The sequence below is a fragment of the Microbulbifer maximicatervae (SeqCode) genome, from assembly GCF_052467695.1.
This window is the reverse complement of sequence record NZ_CP174320.1, coordinates 2,603,056-2,623,740: the sequence shown is the minus strand read 5'-3', so window position 1 is coordinate 2,623,740 and position 20,685 is coordinate 2,603,056. Positions and strand designations below refer to the sequence as shown.

19 protein-coding genes are annotated in these 20,685 nt (G+C 42.3%); 8 read left to right on the top strand and 11 right to left on the bottom strand.

From position 1 onward, the window contains the following. Positions 1 to 222 precede the first annotated feature (222 nt). From ACJJI8_RS11540 to ACJJI8_RS11530, 3 genes are all read right to left on the bottom strand, one after another. Positions 223 to 714, bottom strand: a complete 492-nt coding sequence (locus ACJJI8_RS11540) for a hypothetical protein (RefSeq protein WP_444935129.1) — start codon at positions 712 to 714, stop codon at positions 223 to 225. A gap of 37 nt (positions 715 to 751) precedes the next feature. Continuing rightward, positions 752 to 1,216 carry a hypothetical protein gene (locus ACJJI8_RS11535; RefSeq protein WP_444935128.1) on the bottom strand — a complete coding sequence of 155 codons (465 nt, stop codon included), beginning with the start codon at positions 1,214 to 1,216 and terminating at the stop codon, positions 752 to 754. Positions 1,217 to 1,537: 321 nt separating this feature from the next. Next, positions 1,538 to 2,467 carry a hypothetical protein gene (locus ACJJI8_RS11530; protein ID WP_444935127.1) on the bottom strand — a complete coding sequence of 310 codons (930 nt, stop codon included), beginning with the start codon at positions 2,465 to 2,467 and terminating at the stop codon, positions 1,538 to 1,540. A 1,277-nt stretch (positions 2,468 to 3,744) separates the two neighbouring features. Between ACJJI8_RS11530 and ACJJI8_RS11525 the strand changes: the two genes are divergently transcribed. The 3 genes from ACJJI8_RS11525 (at position 3,745) to ACJJI8_RS11515 (ending at position 7,038) form a co-directional block, all read left to right on the top strand. Beyond that, on the top strand, positions 3,745 to 5,121 hold the full coding sequence (locus tag ACJJI8_RS11525; RefSeq protein WP_444935126.1) for an amidohydrolase family protein: 1,377 nt from the start codon (positions 3,745 to 3,747) through the stop codon (positions 5,119 to 5,121). A 151-nt stretch (positions 5,122 to 5,272) separates the two neighbouring features. Beyond that, the gene (locus tag ACJJI8_RS11520; protein ID WP_444935125.1) at positions 5,273 to 6,304 is read left to right on the top strand and encodes a sensor histidine kinase; all 1,032 of its coding nucleotides are present in this window, start codon (positions 5,273 to 5,275) and stop codon (positions 6,302 to 6,304) included. Then, positions 6,301 to 7,038, top strand: coding sequence for a LytR/AlgR family response regulator transcription factor (locus ACJJI8_RS11515; RefSeq protein WP_444935124.1), 738 nt, complete (start codon positions 6,301 to 6,303; stop codon positions 7,036 to 7,038). Before ACJJI8_RS11520 ends, ACJJI8_RS11515 begins: the two co-directional genes overlap by 4 nt. Before the next feature lie 269 nt (positions 7,039 to 7,307). Here the strand turns inward: ACJJI8_RS11515 and ACJJI8_RS11510 are convergent, their stop codons facing one another. From ACJJI8_RS11510 to ACJJI8_RS11495, 4 genes are all read right to left on the bottom strand, one after another. Continuing rightward, positions 7,308 to 7,985, bottom strand: coding sequence for a DUF7822 domain-containing protein (locus ACJJI8_RS11510; RefSeq protein ID WP_444935123.1), 678 nt, complete (start codon positions 7,983 to 7,985; stop codon positions 7,308 to 7,310). A gap of 514 nt (positions 7,986 to 8,499) precedes the next feature. Continuing rightward, the gene (locus tag ACJJI8_RS11505; RefSeq protein ID WP_444935122.1) at positions 8,500 to 8,766 is read right to left on the bottom strand and encodes a hypothetical protein; all 267 of its coding nucleotides are present in this window, start codon (positions 8,764 to 8,766) and stop codon (positions 8,500 to 8,502) included. A gap of 25 nt (positions 8,767 to 8,791) precedes the next feature. Beyond that, positions 8,792 to 9,019: a hypothetical protein gene (locus tag ACJJI8_RS11500; RefSeq protein ID WP_444935121.1), complete on the bottom strand. Its 228-nt coding sequence runs from the start codon at positions 9,017 to 9,019 to the stop codon at positions 8,792 to 8,794. A gap of 434 nt (positions 9,020 to 9,453) precedes the next feature. Then, entirely contained in the window at positions 9,454 to 9,951 is a 498-nt protein-coding gene (locus tag ACJJI8_RS11495; protein ID WP_444935120.1) for an SMI1/KNR4 family protein, read from the bottom strand. 870 nt (positions 9,952 to 10,821) lie between these two features. On the opposite strand from ACJJI8_RS11495, the gene csrA reads away from it, so the two are divergent. Then, entirely contained in the window at positions 10,822 to 11,001 is a 180-nt protein-coding gene (csrA, locus tag ACJJI8_RS11490) for a carbon storage regulator CsrA (RefSeq protein ID WP_299588813.1), read from the top strand. Between the two features lie 121 nt (positions 11,002 to 11,122). On the opposite strand, the gene ACJJI8_RS11485 is transcribed toward csrA, so the two are convergent. Next, a complete protein-coding gene (locus ACJJI8_RS11485) occupies positions 11,123 to 11,851 on the bottom strand; it encodes a helix-turn-helix transcriptional regulator (RefSeq protein ID WP_444935119.1) in 729 nt (242 codons plus the stop codon). 170 nt (positions 11,852 to 12,021) lie between these two features. Between ACJJI8_RS11485 and ACJJI8_RS11480 the strand changes: the two genes are divergently transcribed. The 4 genes from ACJJI8_RS11480 (at position 12,022) to ACJJI8_RS11465 (ending at position 16,636) form a co-directional block, all read left to right on the top strand. Next, a complete protein-coding gene (locus ACJJI8_RS11480) occupies positions 12,022 to 12,954 on the top strand; it encodes an alpha/beta fold hydrolase (RefSeq protein WP_444935118.1) in 933 nt (310 codons plus the stop codon). 355 nt (positions 12,955 to 13,309) lie between these two features. Then, entirely contained in the window at positions 13,310 to 13,786 is a 477-nt protein-coding gene (locus tag ACJJI8_RS11475) for a LabA-like NYN domain-containing protein (RefSeq protein WP_444935117.1), read from the top strand. Positions 13,787 to 14,382: 596 nt separating this feature from the next. Then, the gene (locus ACJJI8_RS11470; protein ID WP_444935116.1) at positions 14,383 to 14,949 is read left to right on the top strand and encodes a hypothetical protein; all 567 of its coding nucleotides are present in this window, start codon (positions 14,383 to 14,385) and stop codon (positions 14,947 to 14,949) included. 670 nt (positions 14,950 to 15,619) lie between these two features. Then, positions 15,620 to 16,636, top strand: a complete 1,017-nt coding sequence (locus tag ACJJI8_RS11465; protein WP_444935115.1) for a patatin-like phospholipase family protein — start codon at positions 15,620 to 15,622, stop codon at positions 16,634 to 16,636. Between the two features lie 56 nt (positions 16,637 to 16,692). Here the strand turns inward: ACJJI8_RS11465 and ACJJI8_RS11460 are convergent, their stop codons facing one another. From ACJJI8_RS11460 to ACJJI8_RS11450, 3 genes are all read right to left on the bottom strand, one after another. Continuing rightward, positions 16,693 to 18,639: an aconitate hydratase gene (locus ACJJI8_RS11460; protein WP_444935114.1), complete on the bottom strand. Its 1,947-nt coding sequence runs from the start codon at positions 18,637 to 18,639 to the stop codon at positions 16,693 to 16,695. Positions 18,640 to 19,236: 597 nt separating this feature from the next. Continuing rightward, a complete protein-coding gene (locus tag ACJJI8_RS11455) occupies positions 19,237 to 19,893 on the bottom strand; it encodes a class I SAM-dependent methyltransferase (RefSeq protein ID WP_444935113.1) in 657 nt (218 codons plus the stop codon). A gap of 345 nt (positions 19,894 to 20,238) precedes the next feature. Next, complete coding sequence (locus tag ACJJI8_RS11450; RefSeq protein WP_444935112.1) at positions 20,239 to 20,634, bottom strand: DUF4345 family protein; 396 nt, start codon at positions 20,632 to 20,634, stop codon at positions 20,239 to 20,241. Between the last annotated feature and the right edge of the window lie 51 nt (positions 20,635 to 20,685).

Below are 20,685 nucleotides of genomic sequence, written 5' to 3'. Positions count from 1 at the left end.
GGGGGGGCAATGCTTCTTCCACGCAGTACTCAAATCTAATCAGAGGCCACTCCATATTACCACTGCGTCACTCACTGTGTGCTATGAGAGTTTTATGCAACAGAGATTTTCACTATTAGAAAGGCTGTGTAAATCTCCCTAGTGAGGCTTACTAGCTTTTAGCTACGCTCTGCCCCGGTGAGAGCCAAGCTTAATAAGCTTCACAAAAGTTCTATTATTTTATTAAAAATCACTATATCCACTAGCGTATTCAAGGGAAAGCACCATTCCAAATTTAGTACAACCTTCATTATTCTTTGGTGCATTTATCTCCCCTTTCATGTTTGAAAAGATCTTCTGCAATTTTTCGGACATACTATCATCATCCACTTTTAGCAACACTATTTCTTCAATTTTACCCCAATGATTAATCAATACTGAAATCCTGAATTTCATATCAGGAAAAAGAGATTTATTCAATTCAAGCTGAAGCAGCTTCGGCAGCTTTGCAGCCGCATAATCAAAATATTCTTGCTCATTTATAGTTTTTTCACTGAGGTGAGCAAACCATTTAACTGGGCATTTGTTTCGCAAATGCTCATAACGCAACCTCCGGCTCTCAAGCCAACTCTCAAAAGCACTAAGATTTCCCAGTGAATCTTGATTGGAATCTACAGCCAAAACACTAACGTTTACTACACATAAAAATAAAGTGACAATAATTTTCCTAGACACCAACCGCCCTCTCAACCTCATCGAGGTACATATCAAATCAGCCTTTGCTGAGCAAATCCAAACCTTGCTTAAAATACGTATAAAGACAATCACTTGTCCCCATAAAACCACCGCGCCCAACGTCTATATTTTTTTCAGGCCAAATTAATTTCATCGGCAGACCCCCAAATTTTACGGACTCAATATTATGAATAAGCCCCACTTGTGCATAAAATATGCCTTCTGATTTCAGGTAGATATAAAATTCAACTACCTCCCCTCCAAATGCCGTTCCTTTATTGTTTGCCTTATGAAAGCAATTCGCAAATTCAGCATAGTATTTAGGCAACAACTCAAATTCCTGACCTCTCGCTAAAAATACTACACCTTCTATGCTTTCAGCATCTATTAGTTTTGTATTATCAAAAAATACTTGCCGGGATTGCTTTGTCGACCAAGAAAGATAAAAAATAAAAGCAGAGAAACATAAAAACAAAGCGAACCTAAAATCCTTGCCACCCATAAAAACCTCTAACGTGAAAGGCTTGAAGATCACAATAATAGACCTTAATAACCCCTAAAGCACTTACCAAAGGTATACTATACAGTACTATTAATATTCAGCAAAGCTGCAAACTTGGATTGAATAACAATTCTGGATATCCACAAAATCAATAATTTTAATCGCAGGCCATATTGATATCAGACAAATTGCTATAGATAGGCTACTAGATAGAAGATAACAAATGCCATTTCCATGCAGCTCTTAAAATTCACTAGAGCCTCCTATCAAATCTACGGATGCCCAATTTTTTCAGGCCCATATATTATTTAATTCGTATACCTAGTGGGCACTTAAGGATCTAACTGAGATAAACGCACCTCGACTAATATCCTTCAAATTAGAAGCTCCACCAAATACAACCAGTAGAATTCCGGCCCCAAGTATTGGTAAATGCCCTATCAATTCATGAATACCGAGAATGGATGCGGTCAAAATAAAGAAACTCAATACCGTAATCGTTGCCAACCGTGTTGACCACCCCAACAAGATAACCAAACCAAAGCAGAACTCAGCCATTCCCGCAGAAAAAACGAAGGTCAAATCGGAGAAAGAATGCCACCCCAGATTAGACATGAAGTTCCAATGATAGTGCTGCAGAAATTCAAGACCCAAGTGAGGATTGAGCCACTTATTGTGAACTGCCAGAGTCATAAGCTGAAGGCCTAGCCCGCAGCGTAAGGCAAGCAGTCCAAGATCTGGCTTTTGGTACAATATAAATGCTAGTGAAAGCCCTAAAAATTCGAAGCCATAATCAATCCAGATTGAGAATGGATAAGTAGCCATTATTGAGAGCAAAAGCGCGAAGATTAGATACCCGGAGCTTCTTAGGCTGACATCTAAAATTAACACAATACCAATTACCAGCTGAAACTCATTAACAAGACTTTGCGTGACAGAGAATTCCAGGTTGGGGGCCAGTAATACACCCGAAAAATAATTAAAAACAAAGGTCAGCCCAATCAATGCGGACGTGATATGCCAAATTTTTTGACGACCAATGTCGGACCAGAGGTAGGGAAATTTATTAGATGCTTTGTGAACTGCCACTACCTCAAGTGACTGTAAGGATCTATTCACCATACAGTATAGAAAGCCCCCCAAAAGAACTAATGCATATATCCAATTCCACTCAAACTCAACTGCATTACCATCGTTTTGTACAAACCAGCGTACATGAGACCACGCAGGAGGCGAAACAAAGTAGCTCATAAAAGCTATAACCAGTAGAAAGCTGTAAGACTTCCTCCGTGTAAACATAATTATTACCTCAATGAATACTGCTTTTAGCCTACAAAAACCTATGCGGGCAGATCTTGCACCTGATCATATATAGTTCACGTATTTAGAGTAAATAAGGTAGCGTTCACATTGCTAGGTACTTAACAAATGTGAAAAAAATAGCATTCTGAGGGGATTCTTTGTCAACCAAAAAATTTCTTGAAGCAAGTTCACAAAGTGTGGAATCATTGCTCATTGGTAATGATCACCAATAGATCTTAGCTATCTTGCACGCGTCTAGAATGAACATATTATCCGTCAGACAAATGGGGGAGCAACTACATAAGTCTATTTTTTATTAATAGTTTTACTAAAATCAAAAAAGTGCTGGTTATTTATGATTGAACTTAAAAGATATGTTCATATTGAAGACTTAAGGAAGGGGTAAATAGCACCAGTGAAGCAGAAGAGTTTTCTCTCTTTATTTGGCGGGTTGTTGATTCTATTCATGATGACCAGGAAAACGAAATAGAGATAATGAGCAGCGCAGGCAATCTTGAAATGTTACCTGATCTCGAATATGAAATATCAGATTATATGCAATCAGTAGGCTTCTACGATGTATGGTGTAGAGTGAGTAAACAGGCTTAATAGTACCAGTACTCATTATTCAAGAATTGAAAATAGAAGTTCTACAAACCAGCTTAGTGTTGAGCTGACTAGTACTACTACCATCTCAAGCCTTTATCCCAACAATTCTGGGCACCCACAAAAGTAGCAGCTTCAAAGACAATCCATATTGATACCGCATAAAACGCTGAATCAAACTCTGCATAAATGGCCAGCCAAATAGGGGGTAACCAATGCCTATTCCACGCAGCGCGCAAATCTCATGAGTGGCCACTGCACTTACTTGAGTACATAAAGATGGCAAAAATATGGGGCCGGGTAAAAGATATGGACATCGTCTCAATGGGGCGGCAAAAGCCAGCTGGCAGATTTCCCAAGATGCGGCAACTTATAACACAACAAGCAATTACAAGCCTGCCGTCCTTTATATCAATAAAAAGACCGCTTTGAACTGTCCTCCATAGCCAAGGCTAGCCTTGAGAAGCCAGGAGCAGACACCGCAACTCACTTCAATGCCAAACCACTCACAGACTTAAACTGTTCGTTCGTCTACGAATATGTCGATTCGTCACTTTTTTAAACACCGAGATTACTGTCGCTATAAGCTAGGTCAAAACTCAATAGGAAAAGAAACTCTTATGAAAATTACAGCCATTGCCTCCTGTTTACTATTAGCCTCAAGTAATAGCTTCGCACTCGAAACCAATAAGAATGACTACGATTTGAGAATCGACAATGTACAAATATTAACCAGCGATGCGGAAGGCTTTAGCGAGAAAAGCCGTATTTACATTCAAGATGACCGCATAGCCAGAATCACTCCAATGACCGGGACAGCCCTACCTGCCGAGAATACCCACGATGCACAGGGTAAATATGCAATACCGGGCTTAATCGATTTACATGTGCACTTGAGTGCATCTGGGTCAACGTATAAGAATTATCAGCACCTGCCGTTAGAAACCAACTTAAACAATCAACTCTATTATGGCGTTACCGCTGTCACTGACCTTCTGATGTCAAGCGAGATGATGCAATCCATATCCCAGTTGAACGATTTGGCTCCACTAGTATTTGCCTCCGGACCCGCCTTCACCAACCCTAGAGGTCACGGTACCCAATTCGGAGTGAAAGTTCATGAGATTGACAGTATCGAGCAAATCAGTGCGAGCTGGGATGCACATTTAAGTTACCAGCCAAAGTTGACCAAAGCCATCATAGAAACTTTTGATGGTACTGTCGTCCCGCTCTCAGATGATGTACTCAAAGAGATTGGAAAACGCTCCCAAAGCGCCGACTTACCGTTTTTTGTTCATGTCTCCACCCTGGAAGATGGGAAACGAGCAATCAAGGCCGGGGCTACTGCTTTAGCCCACGGTATTAACTTTGAACCAGTAGACAATGAATTTGTAAAGCTCATGCTACAAAACGAGGTTACCTATATACCCACTCTATCAGTCCTTCATAATCAGGCTGATGAACATGAAAATCAATCTATCACTCAATTAGACTTGGCACCTATACACCCAAAAATGAAGGACTGCCTGTTTAATGAAGTCCAGGCACCAACGGCCAGTAGAAAACTAGCCTGGGAGAAAAAATCTATCGCATATAATAACGTGATCAAGCTAGCTAAAGCCGGAATAAAAATTGGCGCTGGCTCTGACTCCGGCAACCCCTACTCGCCACACGGACTGGGCTTAATAAGCGAGATATTAGCCTTGCACAAGGCGGGTCTATCCAATCAGCAAATTTTACTCGCCACGACACAGGTTGCAGCAAAAACTTTGAATGCAAGTGAGAATATAGGGTCAATATCCCAGGGAAAACGAGCTGATTTTATTCTGCTAAACAAAAATCCTATTGAGAACATACAAGCAATTACAAACCCAGAAAAGATCTATCTTGCAGGTGTGCCAGTAGAGAGAAAACAGCTCATCGAGAAGAGTTACGCCACTCCCCCCATTGGTTCTAGTTGTGAATCTTCATCGGAGACGAAAGGCCATAGAATATAAAAGAACTTCATAGTGTCAGCACCCATTTAAATTGTAACTTATGGGTGTTGATACTCACCTTTAGATAACAAGAAAACACATCAAGCTGGGTTGAATTAAAACTATCTTATCTTATTTAATCGCAATATAATTGGCCAATCCAGAATAAGCTATGATAGCTATTGCTCATCAATATTTTATGTCAATACTAAAAGATCTTAAGCATCCTTTCTTTGCGAAATCATTTGTCGTCGTTCTATTACTAGATATCGCTTGTGTATTTGTTTTTTTTGAATCAGGAGATATAAGCTCGGTTAGTAGTGCTTTAACTGGTGCTCCGATATGGTTTGTTTTCTTTTATTGGCTACCCACCTGGTCCACAGCTCTCATTGTATTGCGCCTTAGACGCAAAGGGTATCATTCATTATTAATAGAGTGGATGATCCTGGTAGTCCATATGACTATTGGCAACCAGTGCGTTAGCTGGTTTATAGAGTATGCCTTAAATGTCGAAGGCGGCTTGAATATGGGACTGGGTATTATCTTTAATGGGCTAATGTGGGCTACCTGTTTATACTGTTCTTACGCCATGCTGGAATACCGCCATAAAGCCTCTGAGCAAAAGCTCGCCATGCAGAAAGCAAAATTACAAACATTACGTTATCAGCTAAATCCACATTTCATGTTTAACAGTCTTAATACAATCTCCTCCTATATTCATAGCGATCCAAACCTTGCTGATGAGGTTTTACATAAACTGGCAGATATTTTGAGGTATTCTCTCGACACTGGCGAGCTAGAAGAAACTACAATCAAAGAAGAAATTGAACTGATTAATAAGTATTTAGAAATAGAAAAAACACGTTTTGGTGATAATTTGAAGGTAGAGATTACGGTGGACCCAAGAGCCAGTGATGTCTCTATCCCTCCCCTATTATTACAGCCAATTTTTGAGAATTGTTTCAAACATTGCCGTACAATAGAAAGCTTACATATTCAATGTCGTATCTACTTAAAGAATGACAAAGTAATTATTGAAGTCGCAGATAACGGATATGGATTTCAGGAAAGCGTTCTTAGTTATATCCACTCACAGGGAACTGGAATTCATAATTTGCGCCAGCGCATTGAGCTACGACCAAATGGAAAACTTACTCTAAGCAATCAAAGCGGTGCCCACGTTAAAGTTGAGATGTCTGTATGAATTTAAGGGTCATTATTGCCGAAGATGAAGCACCGGCAAGGAATAAATTAAAAGCTCAACTGGCAACTATTAAATCTATTGAATTGGTTGCCGAAGCAAAATCTGGACTGGAAGCATTAACATTGATCGAGGAGCATCAGCCACAATTATTACTGATGGACATTGAAATGCCCCACCTTAGTGGATTGGATGTACTAGATGCCCTAACTTACCAACCCTATATTATTTTCACAACAGCGTATTCTAAATTTGCTATTGATGCCTTTAACCACGATACAATCGATTACTTGCTTAAACCCTTCCCATTGCAACGCTTAAAAGCTGCCATCGAAAAAGCTGAGAAGCGAATCAAACTTATTCATAATGATACTCGGGTAAAGGGTGATTCGATAGTTCTAAAGCGCCTCATAAGTAAGTGCGATGATCGCATGACCTTTATTGATCTGAACGATATTTCTTATATTAAGTCTGAACAAGGTTCAATTATTGCTCATACAGAGAAAGGCATCAAACCCTTACAAATGAGCTTAGATCAACTGGAGCAAAAGCTTAATCCAGATCAATTTCTACGCCTACATCGCAGCTATCTGATTAACCTGGACAGAGTCTCGGAAATTCAGCGGTATTTAAACGGAAAATTGGCAGTGATTATTGATGATGAACAAAAAACTACTTTAATATCTAGCCGATCCGGTGCCGATAGATTGAAAATGATATTCGAGCAGGGAAGCTAGAAATCGCTATTTATTTCTTTATTCTTACACGATTAGACTGTGTTTACACCTTAAATGGAAATCAGGCTGAGCTTTATATGGAATACTGGAAAGTACGTTTTTGATACCATCTCATAAGCACTATCAAGTAATCATCCCAACATCATAAATCATAAACCATATCAACAAAAATAAAGTGCTGAACCAATTCAATACATTGGGAAAGACACAGGAGCCTCTAAAACTAGCCCAGCATTTCTTTAAGTGGAAATAAGAGTTTCGATATTCAATTATTCAAGAGACTCTTCAAATTCCTTTTTGCTCTCTAATTCGTAATAAAGAACATCACTCCAATACAAACCCATCGGAGGCTCACTCTCAACGTTGTCAAATTTATCATTGAACTGGAGCCCATAAAATGGACTTAAAGCAGATTCTGAATTGTTTTCTGCTGCACTCTTTACAATATCAGCCGATACCTCTGGGTCTTCAGGAAGTGCATCAATAGCTGCTCCAGCTTCACGGCAAGCGATAATTTCGGATTCAACGTAGCCACGCAGGACTGACTCTTCAGAGTCATCCATACAGTCCAGCTCGATAGTCTCAAGCAGTAGATGCCTATCCTTATGCTCTTGAAGGAATTCTAACGTTTCATTTAGCATTGAATCCGGCAGATCCGTAATGTCTTTGCTAATAATTCGCAGAACTTCAACAAATTTCTTTAACCGCGCAAATCCTGCCTCAAAGTCACTACTAATAGCATAAAGTTGAGTTTTATCATCAGGTGAATCGTCCTCAAAGCCATCCGAGACTAGTGACGCGCACAGTTTGGGATTCCCGGACATTAGTACACGGTAAGTGAAGGGAATACTATATGGCCATTCAGATAAGCCTGAGATAGTCTCGGGGCGGTCTGAATAGGATTTAGGTTGATTACTAAGGCTATAAAGATAAGAACGATTTGCCATTTTGAGGCTCCCTATAAATACTGCCAACGGCACAACTTTATCGCTGTCATGCCTTTTCTGCTTAAGAAAACTATTGGATTGAAACTTCCTCGGCTAGGAAAGTCGAGAGTGAAGTTAACTATGTGTGCTTACCATCCAGTTAGTTGCTAATAACCATCGGTTCATTCGTAAATTGAGTAGATGGATAAGTTAGGTACTGACCGCCAGCGTTCTATTTCTGTTAGAACTAGACTCTACCACTACTGAGCCTGATTATGTACAAAGGGGCTTTATTTTAATGATATTTTTCAGAAATTGATTTTAATCAATTTCAGCTTGGAGTTTTTCTAACTGTGCCGTAGCCAGAGCCATTCAACTTTACCCCTGTAAATAGCTCTGGTCACTCGGTAGATTATCAAACCACAACCTGCCTTAACCTGAACTTTAAATTACTCACGCTATACATGTAACTATTACTTACTTTTTCTACCCTCTGTCTTCGTTCATTAAGTCTACCTTAGTTACCAGGCTCCTATTATTCGGGACACTCCCTTTCTTCCAATACCCCACCCCTCTTGATTGAGTATTCTGTATAACTCCCAGTCATTATATCGAGAATTTGTAGCCAGGAATAAAACAATGCTTTTTCAGATTTAGCAATTTCTCCTGCCAGTTCCTTTGCGGCTTCCTCTGTTGGTGCAGAATCCCTAAAGCTTTTTGCACCACCATTCATTAAATGGACCCGCTCTGCAAAAATTGCAAACCGATTGATTTTTCTTCCCATAATTTGCTCCTTATCCATAAAAACAGCTTAAGTCCTTACATTCCTAAGCTGATACTTCCATCCAATTTATACTTCGCTCAACTCCTCGCATTTGCGCCAGGGTCACCTCTAACTCCTCGCGTAGATTCATCTCCACTGATACCGAGAAGCTGCGCACGTATTTTGTATAATTAAGGATACAGATAGCGTACATTGGCCGGTTGTTATAACCCGATCGGTAACGGCAGATCCGGATCGGCTCCCCGTCAATAGTGATATTTCTGGCTCCCATTGCCACCTCCACTCAACATACTGTACATGCATACAGTATACGGTAAGAGGTTCAGGAACTGTCAAGTCACTATTGCCGCCAGTCCAGGGGCCACTCCGCCCATATCGTCCTTCTGCACGCAAAATTACCAGTGTTATCAAGGAGTTTGGCACGTGGGGAATTACCGCTTACGCCCATATCCGCAGATATACACTTCCTGTGTATTGGCAACCCAGTCGTATAAAGTGCTGGGACAAGCCATAGGCTGTATAAGAAACGATCAGCGATCTATTTTTTGATTAAAAAATGATTAACAAGGCTTGAGGTGGGGGAACACCGGTGAGTAGTACACAGGCTACACCGCTCAACTCAATGCAAGGGAGAAGCAGAGGGGTTGTCGTAGAACAATGTGTATCCTGCTAGCTACCAGGAGTATTTGGGGAATGCTTGGGTAGTCAGCCTTTAGGAGGGTTTTGCGGTACCTCTAAGCTCTCTAGGCTTTTAGCCAGCCAGTCTTCATACCAGTTAAGATAGCTACTAGACCAAGGCTGTGGCTCCCGGTAACTCTGAGTAACCCATACTTCCCCACGATGAACACCGTTAATAACTAACATAAATTCAATACCACAGCCTATTTCTGCAATATCAATGGTGCCTTCTGACATCGGGTATTCATCTTCATCATCCTGGTAGTAGTGCGGAAGACCCTCTACATTAGCACCATAAGAATCCGCAGCCCCAAAACCAATCTCAAGAAGAAAGGCTCGAAACTCCTGCGGTAAAGAAATGTTGTACTGTTTCTCGATACCGTTAACTTCTTCCTCCGAAAACCGACGGAAGTTATATTTCCAGCGCTCTGCACCAAAGAGAGAACAATCCTGATCCAAACCACTCAGCCGTTTAAGTTGTTGTTTGATGCCCAGAAGCCGGCTTTCTATATCTTGTGTACTCATACCGTCTATATTTTAAATGTTTATAAGTTTCAATACTTTCTAGATTATATCTTTTAACTCAACAGCTGAAGCACCTACTCCACATCCTGCAGCACTGTAACCTAACGAAGAGTGAGATTACTTCAATTTGTGCCATTTCGTAAATCTCAATTCGCGACCATAATTACTGCGATAAGAGCCCCAAAAATAAAATAGAAAAATACAAACCACCCTTAAACTAAGATACCTACTTACTTACAAAAATCAAAAGAGATATTTGCGATGTATACCAGTGATTTAATTTAGCCAATTTAATCTAGATCAACCATGGGCCCAACAATATCAAACTCAAACAGCAGGTAGCATATTTTAAAACCTTAAATACAGCTGGAAAGATAGGCGCTGAAATGATCTTATTGGAATTTATTCAGATTGTTTTCAGCAACAAAACTGCGTAAGGTAAGTGAATATTTCTCGATATTTTGATCGCTGTTGAGCAGTGTTATTTGTGAGAAAGTCGAATTCAAAATATTGCAGAACTTTATAACTTGCCTATTCCCTCAAAGGAGAACGGTAGCGTGACATAAAAGTAAGTAAAAGTCGCTGACCCAAGGTGCTACCAACACCAGGGGCCAGCTAACCAAATTGATAAACGACCTATCAAGATGGCTGTATGGATGATACGCTAGAAACCCGCTCGCCTTCAATAAAGTGGAGCACATTCAGTAACTTGAGGCAATTACTCAGGTTCTGGCAGCGTTGTGTCCGTCTTTTCTACTTTTATGCCTACCGCTCCCGTGCCCCACCCCGCCTTCACTCTTCAACTTTCTTTCTAAGCTTTCCCATTGCGGGAAGGCTACCCATGGTTTGAGTATCATTAGGGAATAATATATGTTGATTTTGACTCGCCGAATTGGCCAAAACCTCAGAATTGGGGCTAATGTCTCAATCACTGTATTGAACGTTAAAGGCAATCAAGTACAAGTAGGAATAAAGGCCCCCAAATCTTTAGCCGTCCACCGCGAAGAAATTTATAACCGTATCCAGAGAGAACAGAAGATAGGCAAGTAAAATCTGTAAGCGGAAAACCTGGACCAATTATTGGGGGCAGAGCCGAGTAAGCTAAGGAGTTACACTGCCACCAATTATTGGCCTTTCGCGGGAGCAATCATACTTACCGTCAAGAACCCAATCATTTTGAAACTTTGGGATTATCACGAATTGGAGATACGCCATCTTCGAAGACTATATGTCGTCTTCGAAACTTCTTATCCTGAAGGTATTCCGGCTGGCTAATTCGATCCATTCGAAAATGGCGAAAGTCATTGCGAGCAGGGTCCCAAGCTACCAGATACCATAAGGGTGGCAAGATCAACATAGCTTGCGGTTCAACAACACGGCTAGTTACTGCCCCTTTTGCATCACGATATTGGAAGCTCAGGTATAGTCGCTGAAGAAAAGCCGTTTCAAATGTAGGCAGTAGCAAGGGCGACATCTCTCCGACATTAGATACGTCTACCTCCGGCGAAAGCTTACCGATGTACAGGCAATCCATAAACCTGCGTAAATCACGCACCTTATCAACGGGTAAAGCCTTCTCTATTTTTGCCAGCCCGGCATCCGCAAGATCCGAAAAGGGCAAACTCCCTGCTGCACGCACGGATGCAACGCTGATAAGCAACGCAAAAATCTCAGCGACCGAGAGCCGAGCTGTGGTTTGAACCGATTGCGGATCAAGTTGCAGGCCGCCCCCAGGGCCAGGTTCAGAACGGATAACAAAGCCCTCATCCCGCAACGAGCTGATATCACGCAGCACGGTGCGCCTGGATGCGCCAACTTCAGCGGCTAAATCGGCAATCGTCAAAGTGCCCTTTCGCCGAAGGCTTCGCACTATGGCGTCTTGTCGGAGACGTACATTCATTTTACACAGACATTAATAAATGGTGACAGTTTTTGGCACCATTAGATTCTAGCCTATGCACTCACGATCCAGCAAAGGGATGTTGAAGTTGGAACAACCCTTAAGGATAGAGAGCGGAGCCTGCTGGTAAACAGCAGCTCTCAAGGCCTCCCCAAAAAAGAGGAAGTAAATTGTCTAGAATACCCGATTTCCCCACACCTACTCTTATCTCAGTGAATGGCATAGAGCTGGAGGTCTTTGAAGCGGGCCAACAGAACACAGGAAACCCCGTTGTGCTTTGTCACGGATGGCCGGAACATGCCTTTTCCTGGCGCCACCAAATACCCGCTCTCGCCGCAGCGGGCTACCACGTTATCGTTCCCAATCAGCGAGGCTATGGCAACTCATCCTGCCCAACGGAAGTAACCAGCTATGACATCGAACAATTAACCGGCGATCTAGCTGCACTTCTGGATCACTACGGATACCAAGATGCAACCTTCATCGGTCATGATTGGGGTGCAATGGTCGTTTGGGGAATAGCGCTATTACATCCAAGCCGTGTTAATAAAATTATAAACCTCGCACTGCCCTATCAAGCCCGAACAGAAAAACCTTGGATCGAGATTATGGAGGAACTCCTTGGGAGCGATTATTATTTTGTGCACTTCAATAGGCAGCCAGGTGTTGCGGACGCAGTGTTAGACAAGAACGCTGCCCAGTTCCTTCGCAATTTGCTCCGTAAAAACGTACCTCCTACACCGCCGGAGCCTGGTATGGTAATGATCAATCTCGCAAGAGCAGTATCACCGCTTGGTGTCCCCTTGCTGAATGATAATGAACTGGCTGTTTTGGTTTCCGCATTTGAAAAAACGGGTTTTACAAGTAGCATAAATTGGTATAGAAACCTGGATCGCAATTGGAATATCTTGGCAGATGTAGACCCAGTCATCCAAAAGCCGTCCCTTATGATTTACGGCGATCATGATTTGATACCTAGGTCTCCAGATATCAAGGATTTCGTCCCCAATGTAGATGAGGTGAACCTTAATTGCGGCCATTGGATTCAACAGGAAAGACCGGAAGAAACCAATCAAGTGATTTTAAACTGGCTGGAACAATAATCCGCTACTTAGTATCCATTTCTCTAGAAAATTCCCTTTCTGATTATCCACACAGAATCCCGCAAAGAAGGCGTTCACGGTAGGATACTCACTATAAAGTGGCCATCTGAGGATAACATGTGCACATGAGCAAGACATGCTACTTCATAAAGCCACTGCCCAACACTATATATCTCGATACAACTCATCAGCTACTGATAAATTGGCTTTGTTGCCGAGATGTTCCTCACCTCTAAATTTGGCTGACAATCATCGCTTAAGTATGTAAAACTAGTGGCTTAATGCATCCACCCTGGTGCAGGCAGATCATAACTTCACTGTCAATTTCAGAATTTTATAATAACTGGATTCCCAAATGGAAAAGGTTGCCATATTTGTTGATGTGCAAAATGTTTATTACACATGTCGACAAATCTATAAACGAAACTTTGATTACAACAAGTTTTGGCGGGAGGTGACAGGGGGTAAAAAAGTTGTTAAAGCCATAGCTTACGCAATCGACCGTGGTGATAGAAAACAGTATGAATTTCAAAACATCTTAAGGTCGATTGGTTTCGAAGTGAAGTTAAAGCCCTTCACCCAGAGATCCGACGGCTCAGCCAAGGGCGACTGGGATGTGGGCATAACTATTGATGCTATGGAATATTCAAGCTCGGTAGATACAGTGATTTTAGTGTCAGGAGATGGCGACTTTGACATTCTCGCCCATAAGCTCAGGTTAGGTAGAGGCAAGAAAGTTGAAGTATATGGTGTTCCGGAATTGACGGCTGGAGCATTAATTAATGCGGCGAGCAAATTCACTCCAATTGAAGATAGGTTATTACTGCAATAACTACCAAGGCTACTAACTGGTGTTCAGTGGCCTTAAAAAAATTTCGCTCAAAATAACCATCTAGTCACTTATGTGATTTTAGAACAAATACCTATGCTATTAGTCAACAGACAAGTCTATTATTGGCTTTTATACTATCTAATAACACCTTAGTAAGGCTCAAGGCGTCAACAAATGAAGAACTCATTAGTTATAATTTTGACCCTATTCTCTATGGCTTCTATAGCAAGAGGGGATGTAAATAATTGCCCTAAATTAAATCTCAACATTCCTGAATCTAAAGCCAACCCAGTAATAAAGGTCGCACCACTGCGTCCACTAGGCACTAACAGGAACTTACCCGTATGCGTAGTCGTGTCCTTTAGACTAGTGGAGAAAACGACGTCTGAAGGAGGAGGTCTTGTTCCTGGGGAAATAAAGATCGAAGGTTCATCTGATAAAGCATGGGATATCCCCGTTAAAGTCGCCGTATCAAGATGGCTTTACCTTTCAGAAGGTATCGACTATCGTGGGCGTCAGTATGTGATCTATAAGATTCCCTCACAATCCCCATAGTCAAAAACTAGAAAAACTAAATGGTACCGTTTAGAGATTTTATGCGTATATTGGTACTCTTGATTACACTTATCCCCGCAGCAGTTTTTGCAGGAGGTATAAATTGTACTAGCGACGGAGACTCAGATCGCTATAAAAATCAGCTCAAAAAATTCAATGCTCAGCTACTATGCGGCCTAAGTCCTGAGTATGTTGCAGGATTTCGTATTGTTTTTGCTCCATCATTCGGACAAGCCAAGATAACAACGGTTTACCAACGCCATGACGGGACACTAGATGTAAATGGTAAATATCCTCTATCGTTATCCCAGTACAAGGACATGGTTTCCCAATTTAAGGATCTCAACCTCTTTAAATTAGAAAGTTATGATAGATTAATTGATTTGTACTGTGCCAAGCCTCCAAAATTATCAACGAAAATAGATTCCTCCGAACCTAATAAATGCCCTTTGGGGCTCGATGGGGAGACCGTTTATATTGAGGCTGCCTATGGAGGCCAAAAAAGGACCGTTCAGCGCTGGAATGGACTAAGTGTTGCTCCCTATGTGGAAAGGGACTTTAGTAGAACTGCAAATTTTCTCCTAAATATAATTGACTCTGAAAATTAAGGACTAATTTATATATTCTCAATGAGAACACTTAAGATTCTATTATTTCACTTTAGGGAGTGGAAAGGATTTAGCCTAATAGTTCTCCTTCTATTACTGGTGTTACTTCATGTTATTAATCTTGCCAGTAACACCGAGAAGGTTGTAAAGCAAATGGTACAATCAAATCAAAATTTTACATTGGTGGTTCCAATGCCGCTCACATACCAAAATACCAATATCCGGTAGAGCTGAAGAATCGCAAGGTGATTGATGTGGGCAGCGATATGAACCTACACCCAGGTGATACGGTTTGTATTGCAAGCATCACTTACAAAAATAGCTTGAGAGTAGCCCAATATACCATAGAGACTTCAAACGGCTGCACCCGTGAAAAGTAATCAGCGTTACGTAAAAAGCTACTTTTGTATTCCGATTAACTCCACGACACTCTAGCCATTGAACTTTAGGCGTCAGCTCAGAGACCCGCTAATTCCCATGCCTGTCAATCCTTATATGAGTTTCTTTACCTTAACCATATTAATAAACTCAGCATGGTGATAGATGCGCCTAACTTATTGATATTATGAGATTTTTTAATGGTATTCAGGGTATATGAAGGATTACCCCTGTTACCAAATGCTATGTTTCTAGGGTCGCGTACAATCTACGGAGCCAGAGGGCATCAGCAATGGCTATCAGAATCCTTTCTATCGATGGTGGAGGAATCCGGGGGATCTTGCCAGGCCAGATACTAGTGTCCCTTGAGCACAAGTTAAAGGTGAAATCAGGCAATCCTGACGCCAGGATAGGCGAGTACTTCGACCTGATGGCCGGAACAAGTACCGGAGCAATATTAGGTGCCGCCTACATCTGCCCTAACAAGCAAGGAAAACCAAAATTTTCTGCCCAGGATGCTGTCAGCCTCTACCTTAAGGAAGGCGAGAAGGTATTTGGCTCAGGTTCATGGCCTTTTCTAGAAAAGTTAAAGATATTGAAGGAGGAAAAGTACTGTTCCATGGAGTTGGATAGGGTTTTATCGCAATTCTTTGGGAAAATGAAACTTAGTAATCTATTAAAGCCCTGCTGCTTTGTTTCCTATGATATCAAAAAGCGGGAGCAAGTCATTTTTAGGCAACATTGTGCCATAGTAAAGAATGAAGACTTTCTGGTTAAAGACCTTCTACTGGGAAGCACCGCGGTACCAACCTATTTTGAGCCAGCACGCATCTTTTCACTCCCCCCATCCAACAATAAATATGTCTTAATTGATGGCGGCATGGTAGCCAGTGATCCTGCTTTATGCGCCTACTCCGAAGCCATCAAATTCAGCGGGGTCTCTGGGATGAAGGATATGGTTATTGTATCTCTGGGTACTGGCAGGCAACTTTCAGGATACAAATACAAGGAGGTTAAAGATTGGGGAATACTCAATTGGGCAAGGCCCGCCATTGATATCGCCGTAAATGGAAGCTCGCAAATGGTTCATTACTATATGAAGCAAATTTCTTCTACCGTAGAGAATTCAAATTACTACCGGATACAACCAAAGCTTTACGCTGCTGACTCAGCCATGGACAATGCGACACCAGAAAACCTGAAGATGTTAAAAAAAGCGGGAGAGAGGAATGCAGAGTATTTTGATAAAGAGCTGGAAGAAATAGCTACTATATTAGTCAACAACCAAGGAAGCCATAGGTATCAGTAATGCTACTGATCGGGACCAGCGCTGGCTTTATCAAATTACAGGCACAGAAAGTCATACTACTTATCAGAGCTTAGGTATTTTTCTCGAACCTGGTTAATCATACCTCCGGCTTCAAGTACTTCAATTTCGTCCTTAGCCAGATCACTCCGTAAGTTAATACAATCTCCAGATGATTTAATAATCAACTTAATTGAATTGCTTAACTTTATCTGTGCAATTGGGCTGTCAATTTCCAGAGCTACACCCTGCTCAAGCCGATCGTAATCATCAAAATCTTCAAATAGCAATGGCAGCACACCGAAGTTAATAAGATTACGCCGGTGTATACGGGCCATACTTTTTGCAATTATGCACCTCACCCCAAGAAAACGTGAAGATACCGCCGCATGCTCACGGCTGGAGCCTTGTCCATAATTCTCACCACCGACAACAAAACAGTCTCCATTGAGCTTCACTGCCCGATCGTAAAATGATTCATCGATTCGTGAAAATGTATAGCGGCTGATGGCGGGGATATTTGAGCGTAGCGGTAAGATTTCTGCTCCAGCAGGTAATATTTCATCTGTGGAAACATTGTCCCCTGCTTTCAGCAATAATGGGCCAGTTAAAATTTTCGGTAGCTTTTCGAAATCAGGAAGGGGCTTGATATTTGGCCCTTTAATTAACTCCACTGCTACTGGGATTTCTTGAGGTGGCTGTAATAACGGACGTATATCAGGTAGATATTCCGGCTCATGGAAGCTGGGGTAGTCCATATCCAGGTCACGAGGGTCGGTGATCACCCCTCTCAACGCACTGGCAGTGGCTACTTCGGGACTGCACAAATAGACTTGGTCATCTGCGGTGCCGGAGCGGCCGGGGAAGTTGCGAGGGACTGTACGTAGGCTGATACCACCACTGGCGGGAGCCTGCCCCATGCCAATACAGCCGCCGCATCCTGTCTGATGCAAACGAGCTCCAGCTTGAAGCAATTTTGTTAGATCGCCGCTCCGACTGAGTTCTTCGAGCAACTGACGTGAGGTCGGGTTAATGTCAAAGGAAACGTCATCGGCTATTCGGCGACCTGAAACCATACGTGCCGGTATCGCAAAATCTCTCAATCCAGGGTTGGCAGAAGAGCCTATATAGCTCTGGTAGATCGAACGGCCCGCCACTTCTCGGACCGTCACAACTTTGTCTGGGCTTGATGGGCAAGCAATTAGCGGCTCGAGAGTTGATAAATCAATAGTATCTTCTTCGTCGTAACTCGCGCCTTCATCAGCCTTCATCTCGACAAAGTCACTTTCACGATGCTGCTGTCTAAGGAAAGCTCTCACAGCCTCATCCGCAGGAAAGACGCTGGTAGTGGTACCCATCTCCTGCCCCATGTTGGCGATCACATGGCGATCCATCGCAGTCAAATGGGCTAGACCTGGGCCGTGATACTCAACAATCTTGTTGACACAGCCCTTGACGGTCTGCCGACGCAACATTTCCAGAATGATGTTCTTAGCGCTAATCCATGGCGGCAGCTCACCTTCGAGCTTCACACCGAGTATTTTGGGCATTTTCAGTGCAAAAGGGACGCCTGCGATGGCCATTGCTACCTGTAAGCCACCGGCTCCAATCGCCAGCATCCCCATAGAACCCGCTGCACAAGTATGGCTATCGGCACCAAGTAACGTCTTACCAGGCACATCGAAACAAGCCATCTGTACTGGATGGCTGACACCATTACCGGGCCGCGAAAACCAAATTCCAAATTTACGACAGGCACTTTGCAGGAATATATGATCGTCGGCGTTTTTAAAGTCCGTCTGTAACAGGTTATGGTCTACATATTGTGCTGAAAGCTCGGTCTTGATTTGAGACAAACCAAGTGCCTCAAGCTCCAACATGATAAGTGTTCCCGTCCCATCCTGAGCTAGCGTCTGATCTATCTTTATCTCTATTGGGCTGCCAGGCTCCATTGATCCACTCACAAGGTGGCTTTGGATAAGTTTCTGCGCGAGATTCATAGGCATAAAGGGGTACCCGGTGAGTGAGCTGGAGCTTTCTAGTATTGATGTAACTAGATCTTGATCATTGTAGCTCTAGGGAGCCTCTGAATAACTCCGTGACACCTCTGGCATGCAGAGCGGTTCACAATCAAGGCGCGGCTTCGCAGGAATGTCTAGACCTTTCAAGAAGTCGCAACGCGGAGTGTGAATCGCTCTGCAAGCCCCAAAGGGCGGTCCTTGAAGGCCACAGCTGCTGCGTTGCAGCTCTTGCAAAGGGCTACGGCCATTCCCGGCGAGCTGCGCCTAACATCTGCAGCCTTCAAGGCCCGCAGAGGCATTACGGAGTTATTCAGAGGCTCCCTAGCTTCCTCGGCTGAAGCACCGTTATAGCTGCAGGACTATGTAAGCGCCAATGCTATACCCCCGGACTCTTAGTAGCCCTAACATACGCTAGAGCTACCTGAACCGTTTGCTTCCGCAGTTTTGTAATCTCTGGCAAGTGACTGAGTAAATGCTGCTACATATACTCGATAGGGGGTAATCACTATTAGATAGGGGTTTAATCAGCCAAAATAAAAAGTGTTCTTCGGAAAGATACAATTTTCCAAGATTGGCAATTGCTTATGGATTCAACTCACACACAATTATATTAATTTTCTTCTCCACAAGCTGCCCTGTATTACTTTCTCCATACTCACTGTGCTTCCCACGGGATACAACTTTAAATCCAGCATCAGACAATTGGGCACAAATATCACCCTCATCAAACAGCCTGAATCCATATTGAGTGAATGGTAGATTTTGCATAAAAGATTTATCGCCAAAAGCCAGGCATAACTTTCCTTTAGATGCTAGTACTCTGGAGATCTCTGCAAGATGAGTTTTTAGGGTGTCCCAAAAGTATATTGTGTGTACGGCTAGAACCTTATCGAACTGTTTATCGGCAAACGGCAGGCTTTCTGAGCTACCAACTAAAAAGTCTATTTGCCCCAACTCTATATATTCAAAATTTAGGCCCTTTGCGGTTGCAACCATTTCACTCGACCAATCAATGCCGGTATAGCGGACACAAGATCCCTTACGAATTACGTCGACTGCAAATTTGCCATTGCCCGGACCAATTTCTAGAACAGAATCACCATCTACCACATTGAGAGCTGTTAAAGCGGCAAGATTCGTTGCTTTATTCGCTTTGTTCATTTGCTGCGCGGTTTCTGAAGCCAATGTACCAGATGGTTTTCTAAGCTGCTCAGCAACGAGCTTTGGATCTTTTGACATTACTATTCCTTCAGCGTCAAAAATAAAGTACTAACCAGATAATTTATTCTTTAAATTAACCAATCACTTCCTAGTTAACCGTTTTGTTTTGAATACAGATGTAAAATACAACTTATTCTACCTACTATATTGCCCAATATCTATATTGATTATGTTAGGCAAAAAATAGGTACAGGCAGAATACCTATTAAGATATTCTGCCTGCGTATCTCAGCATTTCCTGCAATACAAATTACTTCAATATGAAAATTTGTTTTTTAAGTATCCCTCTCCAAAATAGATTGCAAATTAAGCAAACTAGAACTTGTTATCTTTAATTTGGTTAGATTGTACTTAAAACGATATTTAAACATCCACAGTATGTGCCATGAGCTTGCAAGCAATTATCATAATGACAGCAGCCACAATTGTTGGGACCACTGTAGGGATAAATTCTGGATAAGATCCATCAATAAAATAGCCTACTAATCGGCCAACCAGAACCAACATCAATGCAATAAATCCAACCATAATATAGTCCACGTTAGATCTTATCGCTCCAAGAAGAACCATTGCCCAAATTGCGATTGTTGTCCCACCCCAAAGAGAGCGAATACTCGATAGCCCACTCACAGAATCAATAGGTTCGATAAATGTGTGGGTCAGCATGACAGATGGACTGATCATAAGAACCAATCCAGTCCCCATAAAAAACAGGGCTAAGATACCTAAAATACACCGTCCAATAGTTGCCTTCGCCATATACCCAAAACCTCCAATCAATTTGTAATCATTCAATATCACCGAACGAGG